The sequence below is a fragment of the Rhizobium sp. WSM1328 genome (genome assembly GCF_057653715.1).
The window spans coordinates 2,086,832-2,103,969 of the sequence record NZ_CM172788.1 but is presented as its reverse complement, the minus strand read 5'-3'; the positions used below and the strand labels follow the sequence as shown (position 1 = coordinate 2,103,969).

Here is a 17,138-nt window from a genome sequence, read left to right as displayed (position 1 = left end):
GAGCGCCGGGCCCGAATTCAAGGCTGGCGCGCCGCTCATTGCGTCGGCGCGGCCGGTGGAAAAAAGCCGTTGCCCCGCCATTCGAGCAGGCGGTAGGGATTTTGCGAAAGTTCATGCGCACCGGTGAAGGCAATGGTGCCGACCGGTGTCTGGAATGTCGTGCCGAGAAGCGTCTCCTGGAGGGGCTTGCCCGCCGCAGCGGCGGCTTGCCCGGCCTGGCCGGCAATGAGGGCCGCGGCCAGCGACGGCAGGACATAACCTTCCGGCTCGATGCCTTTGGCGCGTAGCGCGTCGGCCGCAGCCGTGCCTTCCGGCAGGATGGCGTATTCGGGCAGGGCGACAGCACGCACGCCGGCATCCAGCGGCAGCGGCTGGTCGGCAGCGCGCATGGCATCGCCGCCGAGGATGGATAGCTGGATGTTCTCGACCTTGGCGTCGCGGGCGATGACGGCGACATCGTTGCGGTCGCCGCCGATGAAGACCCTGGTGGCGCCGGCTCTTTTCAGGCGGCGGACGAGGGCGATCTGCTGTTCCTGTCCCGGCCGGTAGGTGTCGGTAAAGACCGGCTTCAGGCCGTTCTGCTCCAGCGCATTGCGCACCGCTTCCGTCAGTTCGCGACCATGGATGGTGCCGTCCTCGATCAAGGCGATCGGATCGGCGGCCCAGTCCTTCAAGATCACCTCGATGATCTTTGCCGCTTCGGCACCGTCGGCGGGCGCTGCCCGAAAGAGCGGCCAACCGTTCTTCAGCGCATCCTCCATCAGGATGCGGGAGCGCACGGAGACGGTGATCGCGGGAATATTGGCGTCCTTCAGCTTCGGCAGCGCGCCTTCGAGCGTTTCGCTGCAGAGAAAGCCGACCGCGACCTGCACCTTGGCATTGACAAGCGCATCGGCGATCGCGGCACCGCTATTGTCCTCGCAGGTCTCGTTGATGGCGACGAGGGTATTTCCGGATTGCTGGATCTCGAAACCGGCGCCGGCGGCAATCTGGGCGCCGAGGAGGGCGAGCGGTCCGTTCTGAGGGGCGACGACACCGATCGTCAAGCCGGCCGCATGGCTTTCAGCCGCCGCTCCCAGCAGCGCCAGAAAAGCTGCTATGCCACGCAGGTTGATCATGAAAGGCGGAGATCCCTAGCCATCGTCCATGCCCTTTTATCCGCAAGGCCGCGATCGTCAAAGAAAAACAAGCGCAACACAGCGCTTTTCACCGGTCCTATTGTAGAAAAGGTAACCGATGCTCGCCATATTGGCGCGATAGCAAGTGGATCCAGACAGAGTAAGCGCGTACGGGAGAAGCAGGTGTTGAACAGGCAGCATATCGACCCCGGCCTTTATCGCGATGCCATGAGCCGTTATGCCGGCCACGTGCAGCTCGTGACGACGGCGATGGGCGAGCTGCGCCGCGGCGTCACCATCACCGCCGCCTGCTCGGTCTCGGACAATCCGGCCTCGGTGCTGATCTGCCTCAACAACACCAATCCGAAGAACGAGATCTTCTTTCGCAGCGGCATTTTCGCGCTGAACACGCTCGGCGCCCACCATCAGGGTGTTGCCGATGCCTTTTCCGGGCGCACGTCGCTTGCCAATGACGACCGTTTCGCCAGCGCCCGTTTCGAGATGCTTGCCACCGGTGCGCCCGTGCTAGCCGACGCACTTGCCGCCTTCGATTGCCGGGTGATCGATATCAAGGAAATGCCGACGCACAATGTCATCTTCGGCGAGGTCGCGGCTGTCCGCTTCAGCGAAAAGCACCCGGCGCTCATCTATATGAACCGGGATTATCACGCGCTGTGATAAGAGCGCCGTGCATCCTTTCGGAAGCATTTCGAGGGTAGTAGAGAATGGACAATGCCGGGATCGAGGAAATGTTTCAGGGGCTCGGCCCCGTCACGGTCAAGCGCATGTTTGGCGGCAAAGGCATCTATCATCTCGGGCGGATCATCGCGCTTGAAGTGCGCGACGAGATGCTGCTGAAGGCCGATGAGACGAGCGCCCCGGAATTTGCCGCTGCCGGCGCCACGCAATGGACTTATGAGGGCAAGAAGGGCAAGCCGGTAAAAATGCCCTATTGGTCGATCCCCGACGAGGCCTACGACGATCCCGATCTGATGGCGAAATGGGTGAGGCTTGCCTATGAGGCGTCGCTTCGCGCCGAATAGTTAGCCGCGTTCAGCGGGCGACAAGGCTGCGATCGCCGCCTTGGTGAAGGCCGACAGTGGCTCGGGTAAATCCGTCAGGGGAAACCAGCCGAAATCCGAAAGCTTGTCCGGTTCGGTCAGCTGCGGCTCGCCCTCGACGTCGCGGGCGAGATAGAGAATCGACATCCAGTGTTGGCGGTCGGCATCGATGATCTGTTCGGTCATGCCGATTCGTTCGATGCGGCCGATCGTCAGACCGGTTTCTTCTTCGGCCTCGCGGCGCGCGGCAGTCTCAGCCGGCTCCATGTGATCCACCTTGCCGCCAACGATATTCCAATAGCCGGCTTCAGGTGGTCGCATGCGTTTGTAAAGAAGGATCCTGGCGTCGCGCAGAATCACCAGGCCAACGCCGAGACCCGGAAAATCAATGCCGGGCCTACCCATGATAATGCTTAGACCTTGGCGCTGCCGGCGATCAGCATGAAGGCGGGGATATCGTCGCCGAAGCCGACCGGGGTCGGGCCATCGTCGTGGTCGCGATGACGGCGGCGGTCGCGGCTGTCGTCGTTTGCCGGGTAAGGCCGACTGTTGCGCGCGTTGTTCTGCGGCTTCTGCTCTGCTTTGCGCTCGTTCTTCACGATGTCGGCCTTTACTGGTGCTGCTTCAATCACGTCGACGCCATTATCCTGTATGTCGTTATCAGATTTATGACTCGCGGCGGCGCGATTGCCTCGTCCGCGTCCACGATCCTTGTCGCCATTCTCTCTCGGCGCGCGATCTCGGCCTGCACCATCTCTGGCGCCACGCTCGCGGCCGTTGCGGCGCGGGCGTTCGCTGTCCCGGCTGTCTTCTGCCGGCGGCGGCAGCGACGTCAGGTCACCGCTCAGCCATTCGACCTTTTCGCCGATCAGCTTCTCGATGGCATCGACGAACTTAGTGTCGCGCTTGGTGACGAGCGTGAAGGCGGCACCCGAGCGGCCGGCACGGCCGGTGCGGCCGATGCGGTGGACGTAATCCTCGGAATGAATAGGCACGTCGAAATTGAAGACGTGGCTGACATCAGGGATATCGAGGCCGCGGGCGGCGACGTCGGAAGCGACCAGAAGCTGGAGATTGCCGTCACGGAAGCTTTGCAGCGTCATCGTGCGGGAACGCTGGTCCATGTCGCCATGCAGGGCGCCGACCGAGAAGCCATGACGCTCGAGCGACCGGAAGAGATCGGCGACATCCTTCTTGCGGTTGCAGAAGACGATGGCGTTCTTGAGCTCGGTCTGGGCGCGGACGAGTTCTCGCAGAACCGCTCGCTTCTCGTAATCCTTGCCGTGGGAGGCGACGAAACGCTGTGTCACGGTCTCGGCCGCGGAAGCCGGCTTTGCGACCTCGATACGTTCGGGATTCTGCAGGAAACGGTCGGCGAGCTTCTGGATTTCCGACGGCATGGTTGCCGAGAAGAACAGCGTCTGGCGGGTGAACGGGATCATCTTGGCGATGCGCTCGATATCGGGGATGAAACCCATATCGAGCATGCGGTCGGCCTCGTCGATGACGAGGATCTCGACGCCGCTCATCAGCAGCTTGCCGCGCTCGAAATGGTCAAGAAGGCGGCCGGGGGTGCAGATCAGTACATCGGCGCCGCGTTCGAGCTTGCGGTCCTGGTCCTCGAAGGAAACGCCGCCGATCAGAAGGGCGACGTTAAGGCGATGGTTCTTGCCGTATTTCTCGAAATTCTCGGCGACCTGGGCAGCGAGTTCGCGCGTCGGTTCGAGAATCAGCGTGCGGGGCATGCGCGCACGCGCACGGCCCTTCTCCAGAAGCGACAGCATCGGCAGCACGAAGGATGCCGTCTTGCCAGTGCCGGTCTGCGCGATACCGCAAATATCGCGGCGCTCAAGCGCAAACGGGATGGCTCCCGCCTGAATAGGCGTGGGGATCGTGTAGCCCGCGTCCGTAACAGCGGATAGCACTTTTTGGCTTAAGCCAAGGTCAGCAAATGTCGTCAAAGGGAAAACTGTTTCCATTCCGTTCGGCCGAGCTCTGAACGAGTCGGCGGGATTGCATGCCGCAATGCAGCGCGACATAGCCCCGAATGGCCGGCAAGTCAAGAAATAGAGACGCCGCACCCATTGCAGAGTGAAGCGTTGGTTACCGGGCAGGAGTTACTTGATATAGGTGGCGAGTTTAAGGCCGGCATTCATGAAATATACTGGATCGACGGCATGGCCGTCCTGGCGCACTTCATAGTGCAGGTGCGTGCCCGTCGAGCGGCCGGTGCTGCCGGCGAGGCCGATGACATCGTTACGGCCGACCGTGTCGCCGACCTTGACCAGAACCTCCGACATATGCCCGTAGCGCGTCGAGATGCCGTTGCCGTGATCGACCTCGACCATGTTGCCGTAGCCGCCGGTCCAGCCGGCCGAAACTACCTTTCCAGGTGCCGCCGGGCGAATTCGTTCGCCGGGCGAAAAGCGGAAATCGATGCCGGAATGGAGCGCGAGGCGGCCGAGGAAGGGATCGCGGCGATTGCCGAAGGGGCTGGTCACGTCCTTGCCGATAGCGGGATTGCGGAAGGGCAGGGATTCGGCGGTGCTGCGGACCTCCTCAAGACGAGTCAGCGCGCCGTCGAGCGCCACCAGAGAATTGTTGAAGTCGTCGTTGCTTTCGGGCTCGACATAGGGGCCGCCGACGGCATCGTCATCGTCTTTCTTGGCAGCGGTCTCTTCCGGTACCGGAATCTTGAAGCGGGTCAGCACGGTCTCGATGGCATTGGCGGCATTGCCGGCATCGCTCGTCAGCTGTTCGACACGGCTGCGCTGATCCTGTTCGACATCTTTAAGCGACAGCGTCACCTTGGAGAAGATGCGGTCGGCACGATCGCCGACGGTGTCGGTGGCCGGCACATAAGCAAGCGTCGAATTGTCGGGCGTCGCATCGGCGGGGGCGCCGTTCGCCAGCTGTTTCTCGATCGCCTCGATGCCGCTACCGGAGAGCGAAGCACGCTTGTCCTTGACATCGGGCGCATAGGACTGAACGGGCGAAGACGGCGCAGGCAGGGCGCCGTCCTTTTCCGTCAGGCCGGAGCTTTCGGCCCGGTCGAGCAGATTGTCGAGCTTGCCATGGCGCGAGGTCAACGCCATCTGCTGCTCCATCAGCTTGTCGACCTTGTCTTCGACCACCTGCTGGTCGAGAAGCTGGCGGGAGGTGATGCGGTCGACCTGGGCGCGGAGGGCGGCGATGCGGTCTTCATAGTCGTGCTGCATGCGGGCCTGGCGGGCCATGGTGGCGCCGATCAGGTCGTCGCGCAGCACGAGATAGGATGTGGCCAGGAGGTAGCCGATCGAGAAGACGCCGACGAAGCAGAAGGCAAGCGCGGCCATCCACGGCCGGACCGTCATATGGCGGACTTTGTCGCCGCTTGCGAGGATGAGGATATGTTCCTGCGCCCGCCTGCCGAATACCCGGTGCTGATGTCCGCTGTTCACGCAGGCTCTCCCGATTGATGCTCTACGCCTCTTTCGGAAATTAGACACCGTTATGGTTAATGAATGCTTTCATTGTTGCCGTCGCGTCATAAATTTCAGTGACTTCAAGCGTAGCTGATCGATGCGAGCGAGCGGTAGAAGGACGGCGTCAGCCCGGCCTCGGCGCGGGCAAGATCGTTGAAGGGCGGCTTCAGCGGTCCGCGGAAGTTGGCGCGCACCAGCTCCTGGAAGGCCTTTGCTGGATCGCGCTTCTCGCGGGCGCAGAGGAAGCGGAACCATTTGGCGCCGACGGCGACATGGCCTTTCTCGTCATTGTAGATGACGTCGAGCACCGCAGCACTTTCGAGATCGCCTGTCTGGCGCATTTTCGCCTGCAGCGACGGCGTGACGTCGAGGCCGCGAGCTTCCAGAATCAGCGGCACGACGGCGAGCCTTGCCGTCAGATTGTTGCGCGTCGAATGGGCTGCCTGCCAGAGCCCGTCATGGGCGGGAAGATCGCCGTAATCGGCGCCGAGATCGTTGAGCCTGGCGCGCACCATGCGGAAATGCTTCGCCTCCTCGAAGGCGACCAGCATCCAGCCGTCGAAAAAGGAATTCGGCACCTGCTCGGTCGCGAATCGCGCGACGATATCGAGCGCCAGATCGACGGCGTTGAGCTCGATATGGGCGATGGCATGGAGCAGGGCGATCCGGCCTTTGAGCGTATGCAGCGAGCGCTTCTCCACCTGGGTCGGCGGCGTCAGCACCGGTTTCTCAGGACGGCCGGGCCTGTCGGGCAGGGCCGCATCGAGCGGCGAGCGCAGCGACACCCGGCGCGCAAACCAGCGGGTGGCGCTTTCCTGTGCAAGTGCCGTCTTGCGGTCGAGATCGGCGGACGAGATTGCATCGATGGCGCCGCCGCGCAGCGAGGTTATCGTCAGATCCCCTATCACGCTGCCAGGTTCCTCACGGCCTCGAGCACGGTTTCGGCATGGCCCTGCACCTTCACCTTCTGCCAGATGGTGGCGATCGTGCCGTCCTGGCGGATCAGGAAAGTGGTACGCTCGACGCCCATGAAGTTGCGGCCGTACATGCTCTTTTCCTTCCAGACGCCATAGGCCTGCAGCGTCGTCTTTTCCTCGTCCGAGGCGAGCGCCACCGAAAGACGGTGCTTCTTGATGAACTTGTCATGGCAAGCGGCCGAATCGGGTGACATGCCGATGACGGCAGCACCCGCCGCTTCGAACTCGGCTGCTAACGCGGTGAAAGCCAGCGATTCGGCGGTGCAGCCCGTCGTGTCGTCCTTGGGATAGAAGAACAACACCAGCGGCTTGCCGTGGAATTCGGCCAGCGAAACGCGGCCGCCGCCGTCGCGGGGAAGGTTGAAATCAGGGGCCGAAACGCCGATGCCGGGAACCGCCATTAGGAAAACCTTTCTTTTGCCGGGTTTGTGGATGACACTTTCTCTCCCCGAATTATATAGTGGACGGATACCCGTCCAGCATGGCCGGGTTCAATTCTTCACTTAAAGGGAGAGCCCGAGGGCGCATGTCAGCCATCCGCGGCGAAAAGGTCACGTTTCGCAAGAAGGATATCGTTGCGCTGGACCGCTTGCCGTCCGCCCAGGCCGAGGATCCGATCATCGTTCATTGCCCGCCGCCGCGTTCGCCGATGCGCCGCACGGCGAAGCTGACCTGCGGATTTCTGGGGCTGATCCTCGTTATTCTCGCTGGCATCGTTTTCACCGTCGAGAGCGGCATGTTCGACAAGCCGCTGTCGCAGCAGGCGCAGGCGGCGCTGAACGGGGTAGCCGGACCGCGCTATCGCGCCGAGGTCGGTTCCACCGTCATCCGCTTCACCTCGGATTTCCGGCTGGCGCTGGAAGCGCGCAACGTCAACATGATCGACCAGGAGAGCGGCCAGCACCTGTCGACGACGGGTTCGGTGCGCCTGGGGCTCGATCCGCTGCAGCTTTTCCGCGGCCGCATCGCCGTCGCGGACATCGAAGCGGAGGATATTGCGCTCGATACCGCGCTTCTGCCCTCCGGCAATGCCGTCAAGCTCGACGATCTGCGCATCGACGCCATGCCGGCGGCGATGGAAAAGATCTTCTCGCAGTTCGACATGTTCGACAGCATCGTGACGCGCGGCTCGACCAATTCGGTGCGCATCTCCGGCCTCGACATCAAGCTTGCCGATACCGCCAACGGTCCGCTGTCGCTCGTCATCGACAATCTCGTCTTTGCCCATGCCGGCCCGTCCTCGCTGCAATTGACCGGCGAAGTCGCGCTCAACGGCGAAGTGGCGGAGCTCGACGTGCGGGCCGAGAAAGACGACGGCCACGTGTCCAAAGTCGTGGCGACGCTCAGACATGCCGACCTCACCCCCTTCGCGCTGAAACGCAACGATCAGGGCATGATCCGGCAAGGACTGAGCGCCTTTGCCGATCTGACAGTGTCGGCCACCCGGGCGCGCGATGGCGCGCAGCCGGCGCTGACGGCGACGGTCGACATCGATCCCGGCCAAATCTATGCGGACGGCGATCCGCAGCAGCTCTCGGGCGGGCAAATCAATCTCGTCTACGATTTCGCCAAGCAGAAGCTCGAGATTGCCCGATCGAACGCCCGGTTCGGCGCGACTACGCTTCCCATCAATGGCGCGCTGATTGATCTCGACAAGCTCGACCCGCAGGCGGGCAAAGGCTTCGGCATCGACCTGCTCGTCAGTGGCGGCACGGCTGCCCCCGGCGGCTCCGGCGAGGAGCCACTCTCCTTCGACATCCAGGCGACCGGGCGCTACATGGTCGCCGGCCGTGAGTTCCAGTTTCCCAACATAACCGTTTCCAGCCCGCTCGGCGCGCTCTACGGATCACTGCACGTCAAACTCGGCGACAAATCGCCGGAGATCAGCTTCGCCGGCCAGTCGGCGCAGTTGCAGACGATTGCGATCAAGCAGCTCTGGCCGTTCTGGATGGCGCCCAAGGTGCGCACCTGGGTGCACGGCAATCTCTTCGGAGGCACCGTCACCGACGCTTCCATTTCCGTCTTCATTCCCTTCGGCAGGCTGGACGAGGCAGCCGGCGGAAAAGGATTGAAGCTCGACGCCAACCAGATCCGCATCGGCTTCGACATCACGGGCGCGCGGATGAACGTCGCCGGCGACATTCCGCCGATCCGCGACACGTCAGCGCATTTCGACCTGACAGGCCCGGTTGCGACGATCGCGATCAAGAGCGGCACCTCCTATTTCCCCTCCGGTCGGTCGGTCGGTCTCGGGCAGGGGACGTTCATCCTGCCCGCCACCTACGATAAACCGCTGATGGCCGATATCGATCTCGCGGTCTCCGGAGCCGCGGACGCCGTCGGCGAGCTTCTGACCTACCGGCCGATCCGGGTGCTGCAGCGCGCCGGCTTTACGCCCGACGATCTCAAGGGCCGGATCGAGGCGAATGTGAAGGCCCATTTCGGTCTGCTTTCCTCGCAAAACCCGCCGCCGGCCGAATGGTCGGCGGCAATGAAGCTCACCAATATCGATCTTGCCAAGCCGTTTTCCGGCAGGATGATCAGCAATCTCGACGGAACGCTGAACGGCAATCCTAAAAGAATCACGCTTGACGCCAAAGCCCAGATCGACGGCGTCCCGGCCGATATCGATCTTACCGAACCGGTCGAGGCATCCGACGCGGCGGCCAAACAACGGGTGATCACCGCGACCCTTTCCGAGGACCAGCGCAACAAGCTGATACCCGGCCTTTCCGGAATCGTCGGCGGCAGCGTGAAGATGGTGCTGACGCGGATCGACGACGACCGGCAGGACGTCCAGCTCGACCTCACCAAGTCGCTGCTCGAACTGCCCTGGATCGGCTGGGCGAAGGGCAGCGGCATTGCCGCCACGGCCGAATTCGAAACATCCGGGCCGGCCGACAATACCCAGATCAAGAACTTCCGACTGAAGGGCGACGGTTTTGGCGCCAATGGATCGTTGAACATCGGCAAGGGTGGGCTGATCTCGGCCGATTTCGACAGCGTCAAGCTCTCCTCGCTCGACGATTTCGCCCTGTCGGTGAAGCGCAGCAAAGGCAATTTCGACGTCTCGGTCTCCGGTGACAGCGCCGATGCGCGACCGGTCATCCAGCGGTTGAAATCGGGCTCGGACGGCGATGGTGACGGGGATGGCGGCGACACCGGCGTCTCGGTGCGCGCCAGGCTGAAAAACGTCATCGGTTTCAACGACGAGAAGGTCGGCAATTTCCAGGCGCAAATATCACTGCGCGGCGACAAGCTGCAGGCGCTCAATTTTTCCGCCGTTACCGACAGTGGCGAGGCCGTGGTCAGCCAGATGAAGGACGGCGGCGTCATCAACATCACCAGCGGCGATGCCGGCGCGGTATCGCGTTTCGCCGATCTCTACCAGCACATGCAGGGCGGCCTGCTCAACCTGGCGATCCGGCTAGGGGCGGAGGGCGGCTGGGACGGCTCGCTCGACGTGCGCCGCTTCGCGATCGTCAACGAACAACGGCTGCGCTCGATCGTCTCGACACCGGTCGGAAATGAGCAGCGCAGCCTCAACGAAGCCGTCAAGCGGGACATCGATACCTCGTCGCAGCGCTTCCAGCGCGGCTTTGCCCGTGTCGTATCGCGCAATGGCATGGTCGGCATCGAGAACGGCGTGCTGCGCGGCGATCAGATCGGCGCGACCTTCCAGGGCATCGTGCGCGACCGCAAGGGCAACATGGACATGACCGGCACCTTCATGCCCGCCTACGGCCTCAACCGCCTCTTCGCCGAACTGCCGCTGATCGGGGTCATCCTCGGCAATGGCAGCGACCGCGGCCTGATCGGTATCACCTTCAAGCTGACAGGCAAGTTCGACCAGCCGAACCTGCAGATCAATCCGCTGTCGATCATCGCGCCGGGCGTCTTCCGGCAGATTTTTGAATTCCAGTGAGGCGGGAAGCGGTTACGGCAGAGGTCGTGGCGAGACCTACCTAAATCTCCGTCCGCCTGAGGAGATAATCGAGACCGCCGACGCGATACCAGCGATAGCCGTAGGCATCGAGCATGACGGTATGAAATCCTTTTTCGTCCGCTTTGCTGCTCGCGCCATCGGCGATATCGATTAATTGCCGCCCGTCTTCGCCTATCTCGGGATCGAAGGTCACTTCCGCCGGCTGCGCATGCAGATTGTGCAGGATCAACACGGAATTGCCGCGCCAGTCATAACGAAGCGCCAGCACGCCGTCATCCCCGGTGTCGATTACAGAAAAGTCGCCCCAGCCGATCTCAGGGGCTTCCTTGCGCATCCGGATCATCCGCTCGGTCCAGTTCAGCAAAGAATTGGGATCGCGCCGCTGTTCGGCAACATTGACATGCTGGAAACCGTAGGGACCGTCCTTGATAACGGGCGAGATCGGCTTTTCACTTTTGGTGAACCCGCCTTCCGGTTCGGTCGACCACTGCATCGGCGTGCGTGCGCAATTGCGCTCGGGCAGGCCTAGATCGTCGCCCATGCCGATTTCGTCGCCGTATCGGATGACGGGCGTTCCAGGCAGTGAAAACAGCAGGCTGTAGGCCATTTCGATCCTGCGGTGGTCGCCGCCGAGCATGGGCGCGAGGCGACGGCGAATGCCCCTGTCGTAAAGCTGCATGTCCTTTTCAGGCCCGAAGGCGGCAAATACCGCGGCGCGTTGTTTTTCCGTCAGCCGGCCGAGATCCAGTTCATCATGGTTGCGGAGAAAGAGGCCCCATTGCGCGGTCGCAGGGCGCGGTTTGGTGGCCTCCATGGCCTTCTTGAGCGGCCGGGTATCGGCGCTGGCGAAAGCATAAAATAGCGCTTGATTGACCTGGAAATTGAACATCATCTGCATGCGGTCGCCGTCATCGCCGAAATATTCGAAATTGTCCTTCGGCAGGATGTTGGCCTCTGCCAGGATGATGGAATCGCCCAGCCGCCACTGCAGGAATTCGCGAAATTTCCTCAGCATATCGAACTGTTCGACAGGCTTGGTAACGTCGGCGCCTTTCGTTGCGATGATGAAGGGGGCGGCATCCATTCGGAAGCCGGAGACGCCGAGCTGGATCCAGAAGCCCATGATCTTCAGGATTTCTGCCTGCACCTCGGGGTTCGATGTATTGAGATCGGGCTGGTGATCGTAGAAGCGGTGAAAGTAATAGGCCTTGGCTCTATCGTCATAGGTCCAAGTGGTCTTCTGGACGCCGGGGAAGACCATGCCCTGATCGGCATTATCAGGTTTTCTCTCCGACCAGACGTACCAGTCGCGATAGCGCGAACGCGGATCGCTCCTGGCGTCCTGGAACCAGGGATGGTCTTTGGATGTATGATTGATCACCAGATCGATCAGTACCCGGATACCGCGCTGCTTGGCGCCGTGGGTGAATTCGACGAAATCGCCGAGCGAACCATAACGCGGATCGACATTGTAATAATCGGAGACGTCATAACCGTCGTCGCGACCGGGCGATGCCTGGAACGGCATGAGCCAGATCGCCGTCACGCCGAGGCCGGAGAGATAATCGAGGCGCCGCATCAGACCCTGAAAATCACCGACGCCGTCACCGTTCGCATCCATGAAGGTCTCGACGGACAGGCAGTAAATGACAGCGTTCTTATACCAGAGGTCGTTGATCATGCCGGCACTCCAATCCAATCTGGTCGCAAATCCCGGCGGGCGGAAAAGGTTCCGATAAAGCATTCGCCATGTGGGTCGTGTTGCTTTCCAGTGGAAAATGCGGGGGCTCCTCCTCGGCAAGGCCGAATCCAAGCCAGGCTGACAAATCCGGCAGTGATGCTTTGCCTATTTTAGGAAAATCTGATGTACTATACTGCCCCGGTCAGAACGCAACGGCCGGTGCAATGTCGGAGGATGCCATGCAGTGCGCCCGGACAGTTTCTTTTGCATCGGCCGCCATGATGGCCGTCACGATTGCCGACGTGTCGCTTTCTGCGGAAAAGAGCGTGCGGCTGAAATCGCAAGAGGCGGTCATCCGTTCCGACCACGTCCTGGTGGTTCCTCTGGACGCGGAAATGACGCCGCCGATCTTCTCGATCAGCTGGTGGTCGCGGGTGAAGCCCGCTTCAAGCGTCGATCCGCCCGGTTATCTTCTCAAGAGACCAGACGAGATGACGCGGAATACCGGCGGGGAGCTGAATGATCTTGCTCGCCGACCCGAATAGTGAGGCAAAGAAAAGCCGGCGCGGACGCCGGCTTCGATATCCGTTCAAAATTTGACGCCGCTTACGCCGCGCGGCGGATCAGGATGTGTTTCTTCTTGCCGAGCGAGAGCTTGATGACGCCGTCGGCGGTGATTTCGCCGCTGCCGATCATCTTGCGTTCGTCGTTGACCGCCTCGTCGTTGATGCGGACCGCGCCGCCCTGGACGTGACGGCGGGCTTCGCCATTCGAGGCGGCAAGGCCGGCACGAACGATCAGCGAGAGGAGGCCGATGCCGCCGTCGAGTTCGGTGGCGGGGATATCGACCGAAGGCAGGTTCTCCGAGAGGCTGCCTTCCTCGAAGGTCTTGCGCGCGGTTTCGGCGGCCTGCTCGGCGGCCGGGCGGCCATGCAGGATTGCCGTTACCTCGGTCGCAAGGATCTTCTTGACCTCGTTGATCTCCGAACCGCCGAGAGCGGAGAGACGGGCAACCTCATCCATCGGCAGCGTCGTGTAGAGCTTCAGGAAGCGCGAGACGTCGGCATCCTCGGTGTTGCGCCAGTACTGCCAGAAATCATAGGCCGAGAGCATGTCGGCGTTCAGCCAGATAGCGCCGGTCGCCGACTTGCCCATCTTGGCGCCCGACGACGTCGTCAGCAGCGGCGATGTCAGCGCATAGAGCTGCTGTGTCCCCATGCGATGACCGAGATCGATACCGTTGACGATATTGCCCCACTGGTCCGAACCGCCCATCTGCAGGCGGCAATCGTAGCGCTTGGCAAGCTCGACGAAATCGTAGGCCTGCAGGATCATGTAGTTGAATTCCAAGAAGGAGAGGGACTGTTCTCGGTCGAGGCGCGTCTTGACGCTATCGAAGGACAGCATGCGGTTGACCGAGAAATGCTTGCCGACATCGCGCAGGAATTCGAGGTAGTTCAGCGAGCGCAACCATTCGGCATTGTTGATCATCAGCGCGTCCTTGGGACCGTCGCCGTAGTTCAGGTAATTGGAGAAGACACGCTTGATCGAGGCGATGTTGCCTTCGATCGTATCGACGGTCATGAGCTGGCGCGCCTCTTCCTTGAAGGAGGGGTCGCCGACCATGCCGGTGCCACCGCCCATCAGAGAGATGGCGCGATGACCGGTCTTCTGCATCCAGTGCAGCATCATGATCTGAATCAGCGAGCCGGCATGAAGGCTGGGTGCCGTGGGATCGAAGCCGATATAGGCCGTCACGGTTTCCTTGGCGAACAGGTCGTCGAGGCCGCTTTCGTCGGAGACCTGATGAATGAAGCCGCGCTCTTTCAGCGTGCGGAGGAAATCGGACTTGAACTCGGACATAGGTTTCGTCTCTTGGTGTCTGCTCCGCACCCCATGGGGGCTAGGCGCAAGTTCGTTGTTGTTGATCTGTCGCGGCGCGTTTAGCACTGTTTTTATAAATGTGCATCCGGGAATCGCATGGGAGGCAAGCCTCATGGATGTCATCAGGACCTCGATCGGGCTGATGAGCGGCACGTCGATGGACGGAATCGACGTCGCATTGATCAGGACCGACGGCCGCGGCTTTATTGAGCGCGGCCCGTTCATGGGCGTGCCCTATGACGCGGATTTTCGCGGGCAGCTCAAACGGGCGCTGGAACTGTCGCGTCCACTCAGTGAGAGAAGCCAGCGACCGGCTGAGCTTCGCGATATCGAGCTTGAACTGACGTTGCGGCATGCAATTGCCGTTACGGTATTCCTGGAGCGTTTCGGGCTTTCTGCCGATGCCGTCGATATTCTCGGCTTCCATGGCCAGACGGTGCTTCATCGCCCTGATGAGGGATTGACGATCCAGATCGGCGACGGCCAGGAACTTGCGAAGAGAACCGGCATATCGGTGGTCTACGACATGCGCGCCAACGACATGGTCCATGGCGGGCAGGGAGCGCCGCTGGTGCCAGCCTATCACGCAGCACTTGCAGGAAAATTCCAGCAGGCGGGACAGGCGGTGTGCTTCGTCAATATCGGCGGCATCTCCAATCTCACCTTTATCGGCACGGACGGCCGGATATCGGCCTTCGACAGCGGTCCGGGCAATACGCTGATCGACCAGTGGGTGGAGATGCAGACCGGCAAAACCTATGATCCCGGCGGCGCGATCGGCGGACGCGGCAGGGTGGTGGCCAGCCTGGCGGAACGTTATCTGCAAAGCCCGTTCTTCCGCGGCAATGTTCGCCGTTCGCTGGACCGCGGCGATTTCGCGCCGCTTCGGCCGGAGGACGCGAGCCTCGAAGACGGCGCACGCACGCTGGCCCATGTCGCCGCCGCGTCGATCATCAAATCTGCCAACTTCCTGCCCGAGACCCCAGCGATCTATATCGTCTGCGGCGGCGGGCGGCTGAACGCCACCGTGATGGCGGAGTTCTCGGCCATGGCCGAATGGCTGGGATCGAAGGTGTTGACGGCCGAGGAGGCAGGTTTCGACGGCGATGCGATGGAAGCCGAGGCCTGGGCCTATCTCGCCGTCCGATCGCTGGATGGGCTGTCATTGACATTTCCCGGCACAACGGGGGTCGACGCCCCCGTCAGCGGCGGGGTGCTTGCAACGCCATGAGAGAGCCGAGCGTTATATTGAACACGCCGCGGCTCAGCTTCGTCATGTGGGACGAAGGCGATGCGGCCCTGGTGCAGTTGCTGCATTCGACGATGGCAACGACCCGATATCTGTCCGGCAATGCGCCGTGGAGCCTCGAGAAGGCTGAGCAGCGGCTGCAGGGCTGGTTCGAGGAGCAGGCGCGCGACGGCACGACCAAATTCAAGCTCCTCGCCGAGGACGGCAGCTTCATCGGCCGCGCGGGGATTTCGAGGTTCAGGAACGAGCAATTCGAACTCGGTTATTCCCTGCGCGAGGAGGCCTGGGGCAAGGGCCTGGCAACGGAAGCGGCGAGCGTGCTGGCTGACTGGTTCTTCGAAAGGCAGTTTGCGCCAGGCTTCATTGCCTTCACACATCCCGACAACATCGCTTCGCAGCGTGTGCTGAGGAAGATCGGCATGCGCGAACGCGCGCCGATCCTGATCGATGGAGTGCTGGGCACGGCTTTCGAACTCACCGTCGATAAACGGCCGGCAAAGCTCTAACTCTTTACGGCGACCGGCCGGACATGGGATTCGCGCCCAGCCTGATTGCCATCCTCGACGCCCCTGACCTGGGCGATGAACGAGAATTTCTTGCGAAGGCCGAGGATCGGCTTCTCGATGAAATGCCAGGACAGCACCGCAACGGCGAGAGCCGATGGCAGGCCGACGAGATAGAGCGCCAGCGCACCATATTTCGGATAGAGGAAAACCGACGGGAACGAGCTGATCCAGATCTGTAAAAACGGGTCGTGATAGAGATAGACGCCGTAGGAATAGTCGCCTTTCCTGAAAAAGGCCGGAATGGGCACCTCGGACAGGCCGACGAAGACGGTGATGTAAACGAGAGAGGTGATGACCAGGGGCCGGTTCATCACCGATTCCGTCGCACTGCTGTCGAGGGTGAGGATAGCGACGATGCAAACCAGGCAGGCGGCGGCAAACAACCAGCGAGAATGCGGAATGACCGCTTTAAACTGAAAGACGACGATGCCCATCATGAAGGCCGTTATCAGCTGGGAGCCGCGGCTCATGAACAGGAAGCGAGCGATCGGCTTGATCGAGCCTGGCAGCAGATAGGGCATCTTCTGCACGATAAGGCCGATGACGATGTAGGCGATCGTCACCGCGAGCAGCTTGTAGCGCGTCTTGACGATGGCGGTGATCATCAGGAACGACATGATGATGTAGCAGAAGATTTCCCAGGGAACCGTCCACAGAGCGCCGTTGACACGCTGGCTCGGATTATCCTGGAAGACGCCCGGAAGTTCGTAATGAATCCAGCCGACGATATTCAGGAAGTATTTGAAAAACCGCTGATCGGTAAAATATTCGGAGTGGTAAACGACCGTAATGATCGGCCCGATGATCAGCGAGCAAACGACGATATCGACGGCAAGGGCCGGGACGATGCGCAAGCCTCGGTTGATCAGAAAATTCCGAAGGCTCAAGCGCTGGGCGCTACCGGCAATCAGAAATCCGCTCAAAGCGAAGAACATCGGAACAAGAGCGTATTCAGTAAACCAGAATACTGACCCCCTGATGAAGTCATTGTTGTCGGTTAACAAAAAGGAATGGGTCAATACGATGGAAAAGGCGAGCCCTATTCGAAGAAAATCGAACCCCGGACCAATTCCCCTATACTTATCCAGGACTTCCCCGAACGACTTGGTCATTACGGACCTCGCTTTTGTTAGGATCGCGAGGACCCTACCGCACTGCAACATGGATTGCAACACGGTAGGTGATCTGTTCC

15 protein-coding genes are annotated in these 17,138 nt (G+C 61.4%); 6 read left to right on the top strand and 9 right to left on the bottom strand.

The window, feature by feature from the left end:
* Positions 1–35 precede the first annotated feature (35 nt).
* Positions 36–1,118, bottom strand: a complete 1,083-nt coding sequence (locus tag AC2444_RS10775) for an ABC transporter substrate-binding protein (protein ID WP_012757615.1) — start codon at positions 1,116–1,118, stop codon at positions 36–38.
* A 183-nt stretch (positions 1,119–1,301) separates the two neighbouring features.
* Between AC2444_RS10775 and AC2444_RS10770 the strand changes: the two genes are divergently transcribed.
* Both AC2444_RS10770 and AC2444_RS10765 read left to right on the top strand, forming a co-directional pair.
* Complete coding sequence (locus AC2444_RS10770) at positions 1,302–1,796, top strand: flavin reductase (protein ID WP_003559728.1); 495 nt, start codon at positions 1,302–1,304, stop codon at positions 1,794–1,796.
* Positions 1,797–1,843: 47 nt separating this feature from the next.
* Positions 1,844–2,161: a TfoX/Sxy family protein gene (locus AC2444_RS10765; RefSeq protein ID WP_003540033.1), complete on the top strand. Its 318-nt coding sequence runs from the start codon at positions 1,844–1,846 to the stop codon at positions 2,159–2,161.
* Here AC2444_RS10765 and AC2444_RS10760 read toward each other — a convergent pair whose 3' ends face one another.
* The 5 genes from AC2444_RS10760 to AC2444_RS10740 all read right to left on the bottom strand — a co-directional run bounded on the left by AC2444_RS10760 (position 2,162) and on the right by AC2444_RS10740 (position 7,021).
* Positions 2,162–2,584, bottom strand: a complete 423-nt coding sequence (locus AC2444_RS10760; protein WP_012757614.1) for an NUDIX domain-containing protein — start codon at positions 2,582–2,584, stop codon at positions 2,162–2,164.
* Positions 2,585–2,592: 8 nt separating this feature from the next.
* Positions 2,593–4,158, bottom strand: a complete 1,566-nt coding sequence (locus AC2444_RS10755; RefSeq protein ID WP_012757613.1) for a DEAD/DEAH box helicase — start codon at positions 4,156–4,158, stop codon at positions 2,593–2,595.
* 138 nt (positions 4,159–4,296) lie between these two features.
* Positions 4,297–5,619, bottom strand: coding sequence for a peptidoglycan DD-metalloendopeptidase family protein (locus tag AC2444_RS10750; protein WP_012757612.1), 1,323 nt, complete (start codon positions 5,617–5,619; stop codon positions 4,297–4,299).
* Positions 5,620–5,723: 104 nt separating this feature from the next.
* Positions 5,724–6,551, bottom strand: a complete 828-nt coding sequence (locus tag AC2444_RS10745) for a ferritin-like domain-containing protein (protein ID WP_012757611.1) — start codon at positions 6,549–6,551, stop codon at positions 5,724–5,726.
* Positions 6,548–7,021, bottom strand: coding sequence for a peroxiredoxin (locus AC2444_RS10740; RefSeq protein ID WP_012757610.1), 474 nt, complete (start codon positions 7,019–7,021; stop codon positions 6,548–6,550). Before AC2444_RS10740 ends, AC2444_RS10745 begins: the two co-directional genes overlap by 4 nt.
* A 125-nt stretch (positions 7,022–7,146) precedes the next feature.
* Here AC2444_RS10740 and AC2444_RS10735 point away from each other — a divergent pair, with 125 nt between their 5' ends.
* Positions 7,147–10,545, top strand: a complete 3,399-nt coding sequence (locus tag AC2444_RS10735; protein WP_012757609.1) for a YhdP family protein — start codon at positions 7,147–7,149, stop codon at positions 10,543–10,545.
* Positions 10,546–10,585: 40 nt separating this feature from the next.
* Here AC2444_RS10735 and AC2444_RS10730 read toward each other — a convergent pair whose 3' ends face one another.
* A complete protein-coding gene (locus AC2444_RS10730; protein ID WP_012757608.1) occupies positions 10,586–12,247 on the bottom strand; it encodes an alpha-amylase family protein in 1,662 nt (553 codons plus the stop codon).
* A gap of 224 nt (positions 12,248–12,471) precedes the next feature.
* On the opposite strand from AC2444_RS10730, the gene AC2444_RS10725 reads away from it, so the two are divergent.
* Positions 12,472–12,792, top strand: coding sequence for a hypothetical protein (locus AC2444_RS10725; RefSeq protein WP_041935531.1), 321 nt, complete (start codon positions 12,472–12,474; stop codon positions 12,790–12,792).
* A 61-nt stretch (positions 12,793–12,853) separates the two neighbouring features.
* Here the strand turns inward: AC2444_RS10725 and tyrS are convergent, their stop codons facing one another.
* On the bottom strand, positions 12,854–14,110 hold the full coding sequence (gene tyrS, locus AC2444_RS10720) for a tyrosine--tRNA ligase (RefSeq protein ID WP_012757606.1): 1,257 nt from the start codon (positions 14,108–14,110) through the stop codon (positions 12,854–12,856).
* Positions 14,111–14,243: 133 nt separating this feature from the next.
* On the opposite strand from tyrS, the gene AC2444_RS10715 reads away from it, so the two are divergent.
* Positions 14,244–15,362: an anhydro-N-acetylmuramic acid kinase gene (locus AC2444_RS10715; RefSeq protein WP_012757605.1), complete on the top strand. Its 1,119-nt coding sequence runs from the start codon at positions 14,244–14,246 to the stop codon at positions 15,360–15,362.
* Complete coding sequence (locus AC2444_RS10710; RefSeq protein WP_012757604.1) at positions 15,359–15,886, top strand: GNAT family N-acetyltransferase; 528 nt, start codon at positions 15,359–15,361, stop codon at positions 15,884–15,886. The genes AC2444_RS10715 and AC2444_RS10710 overlap by 4 nt, the downstream gene beginning before the upstream one ends.
* Here AC2444_RS10710 and AC2444_RS10705 read toward each other — a convergent pair.
* Entirely contained in the window at positions 15,883–17,058 is a 1,176-nt protein-coding gene (locus AC2444_RS10705; protein ID WP_012757603.1) for an acyltransferase family protein, read from the bottom strand. The genes AC2444_RS10710 and AC2444_RS10705 overlap by 4 nt on opposite strands.
* Positions 17,059–17,138 lie beyond the last annotated feature (80 nt).

Excerpts from the sequence above, each read along its gene's own strand:
- AC2444_RS10710 (WP_012757604.1), top strand. The coding sequence starts at position 15,359 with ATGAGAGAGCCGAGCGTTATATTGAACACGCCGCGGCTCAGCTTCGTC.
- AC2444_RS10735 (WP_012757609.1), top strand. The coding sequence starts at position 7,147 with ATGTCAGCCATCCGCGGCGAAAAGGTCACGTTTCGCAAGAAGGATATC.
- AC2444_RS10715 (WP_012757605.1), top strand. The coding sequence starts at position 14,244 with ATGGATGTCATCAGGACCTCGATCGGGCTGATGAGCGGCACGTCGATG.
- AC2444_RS10705 (WP_012757603.1), bottom strand. The coding sequence starts at position 17,058 with ATGACCAAGTCGTTCGGGGAAGTCCTGGATAAGTATAGGGGAATTGGT.
- AC2444_RS10725 (WP_041935531.1), top strand. The coding sequence starts at position 12,472 with ATGTCGGAGGATGCCATGCAGTGCGCCCGGACAGTTTCTTTTGCATCG.
- AC2444_RS10755 (WP_012757613.1), bottom strand. The coding sequence starts at position 4,158 with ATGGAAACAGTTTTCCCTTTGACGACATTTGCTGACCTTGGCTTAAGC.
- AC2444_RS10730 (WP_012757608.1), bottom strand. The coding sequence starts at position 12,247 with ATGATCAACGACCTCTGGTATAAGAACGCTGTCATTTACTGCCTGTCC.
- tyrS (WP_012757606.1), bottom strand. The coding sequence starts at position 14,110 with ATGTCCGAGTTCAAGTCCGATTTCCTCCGCACGCTGAAAGAGCGCGGC.
- AC2444_RS10740 (WP_012757610.1), bottom strand. The coding sequence starts at position 7,021 with ATGGCGGTTCCCGGCATCGGCGTTTCGGCCCCTGATTTCAACCTTCCC.
- AC2444_RS10760 (WP_012757614.1), bottom strand. The coding sequence starts at position 2,584 with ATGGGTAGGCCCGGCATTGATTTTCCGGGTCTCGGCGTTGGCCTGGTG.
- AC2444_RS10775 (WP_012757615.1), bottom strand. The coding sequence starts at position 1,118 with ATGATCAACCTGCGTGGCATAGCAGCTTTTCTGGCGCTGCTGGGAGCG.
- AC2444_RS10765 (WP_003540033.1), top strand. The coding sequence starts at position 1,844 with ATGGACAATGCCGGGATCGAGGAAATGTTTCAGGGGCTCGGCCCCGTC.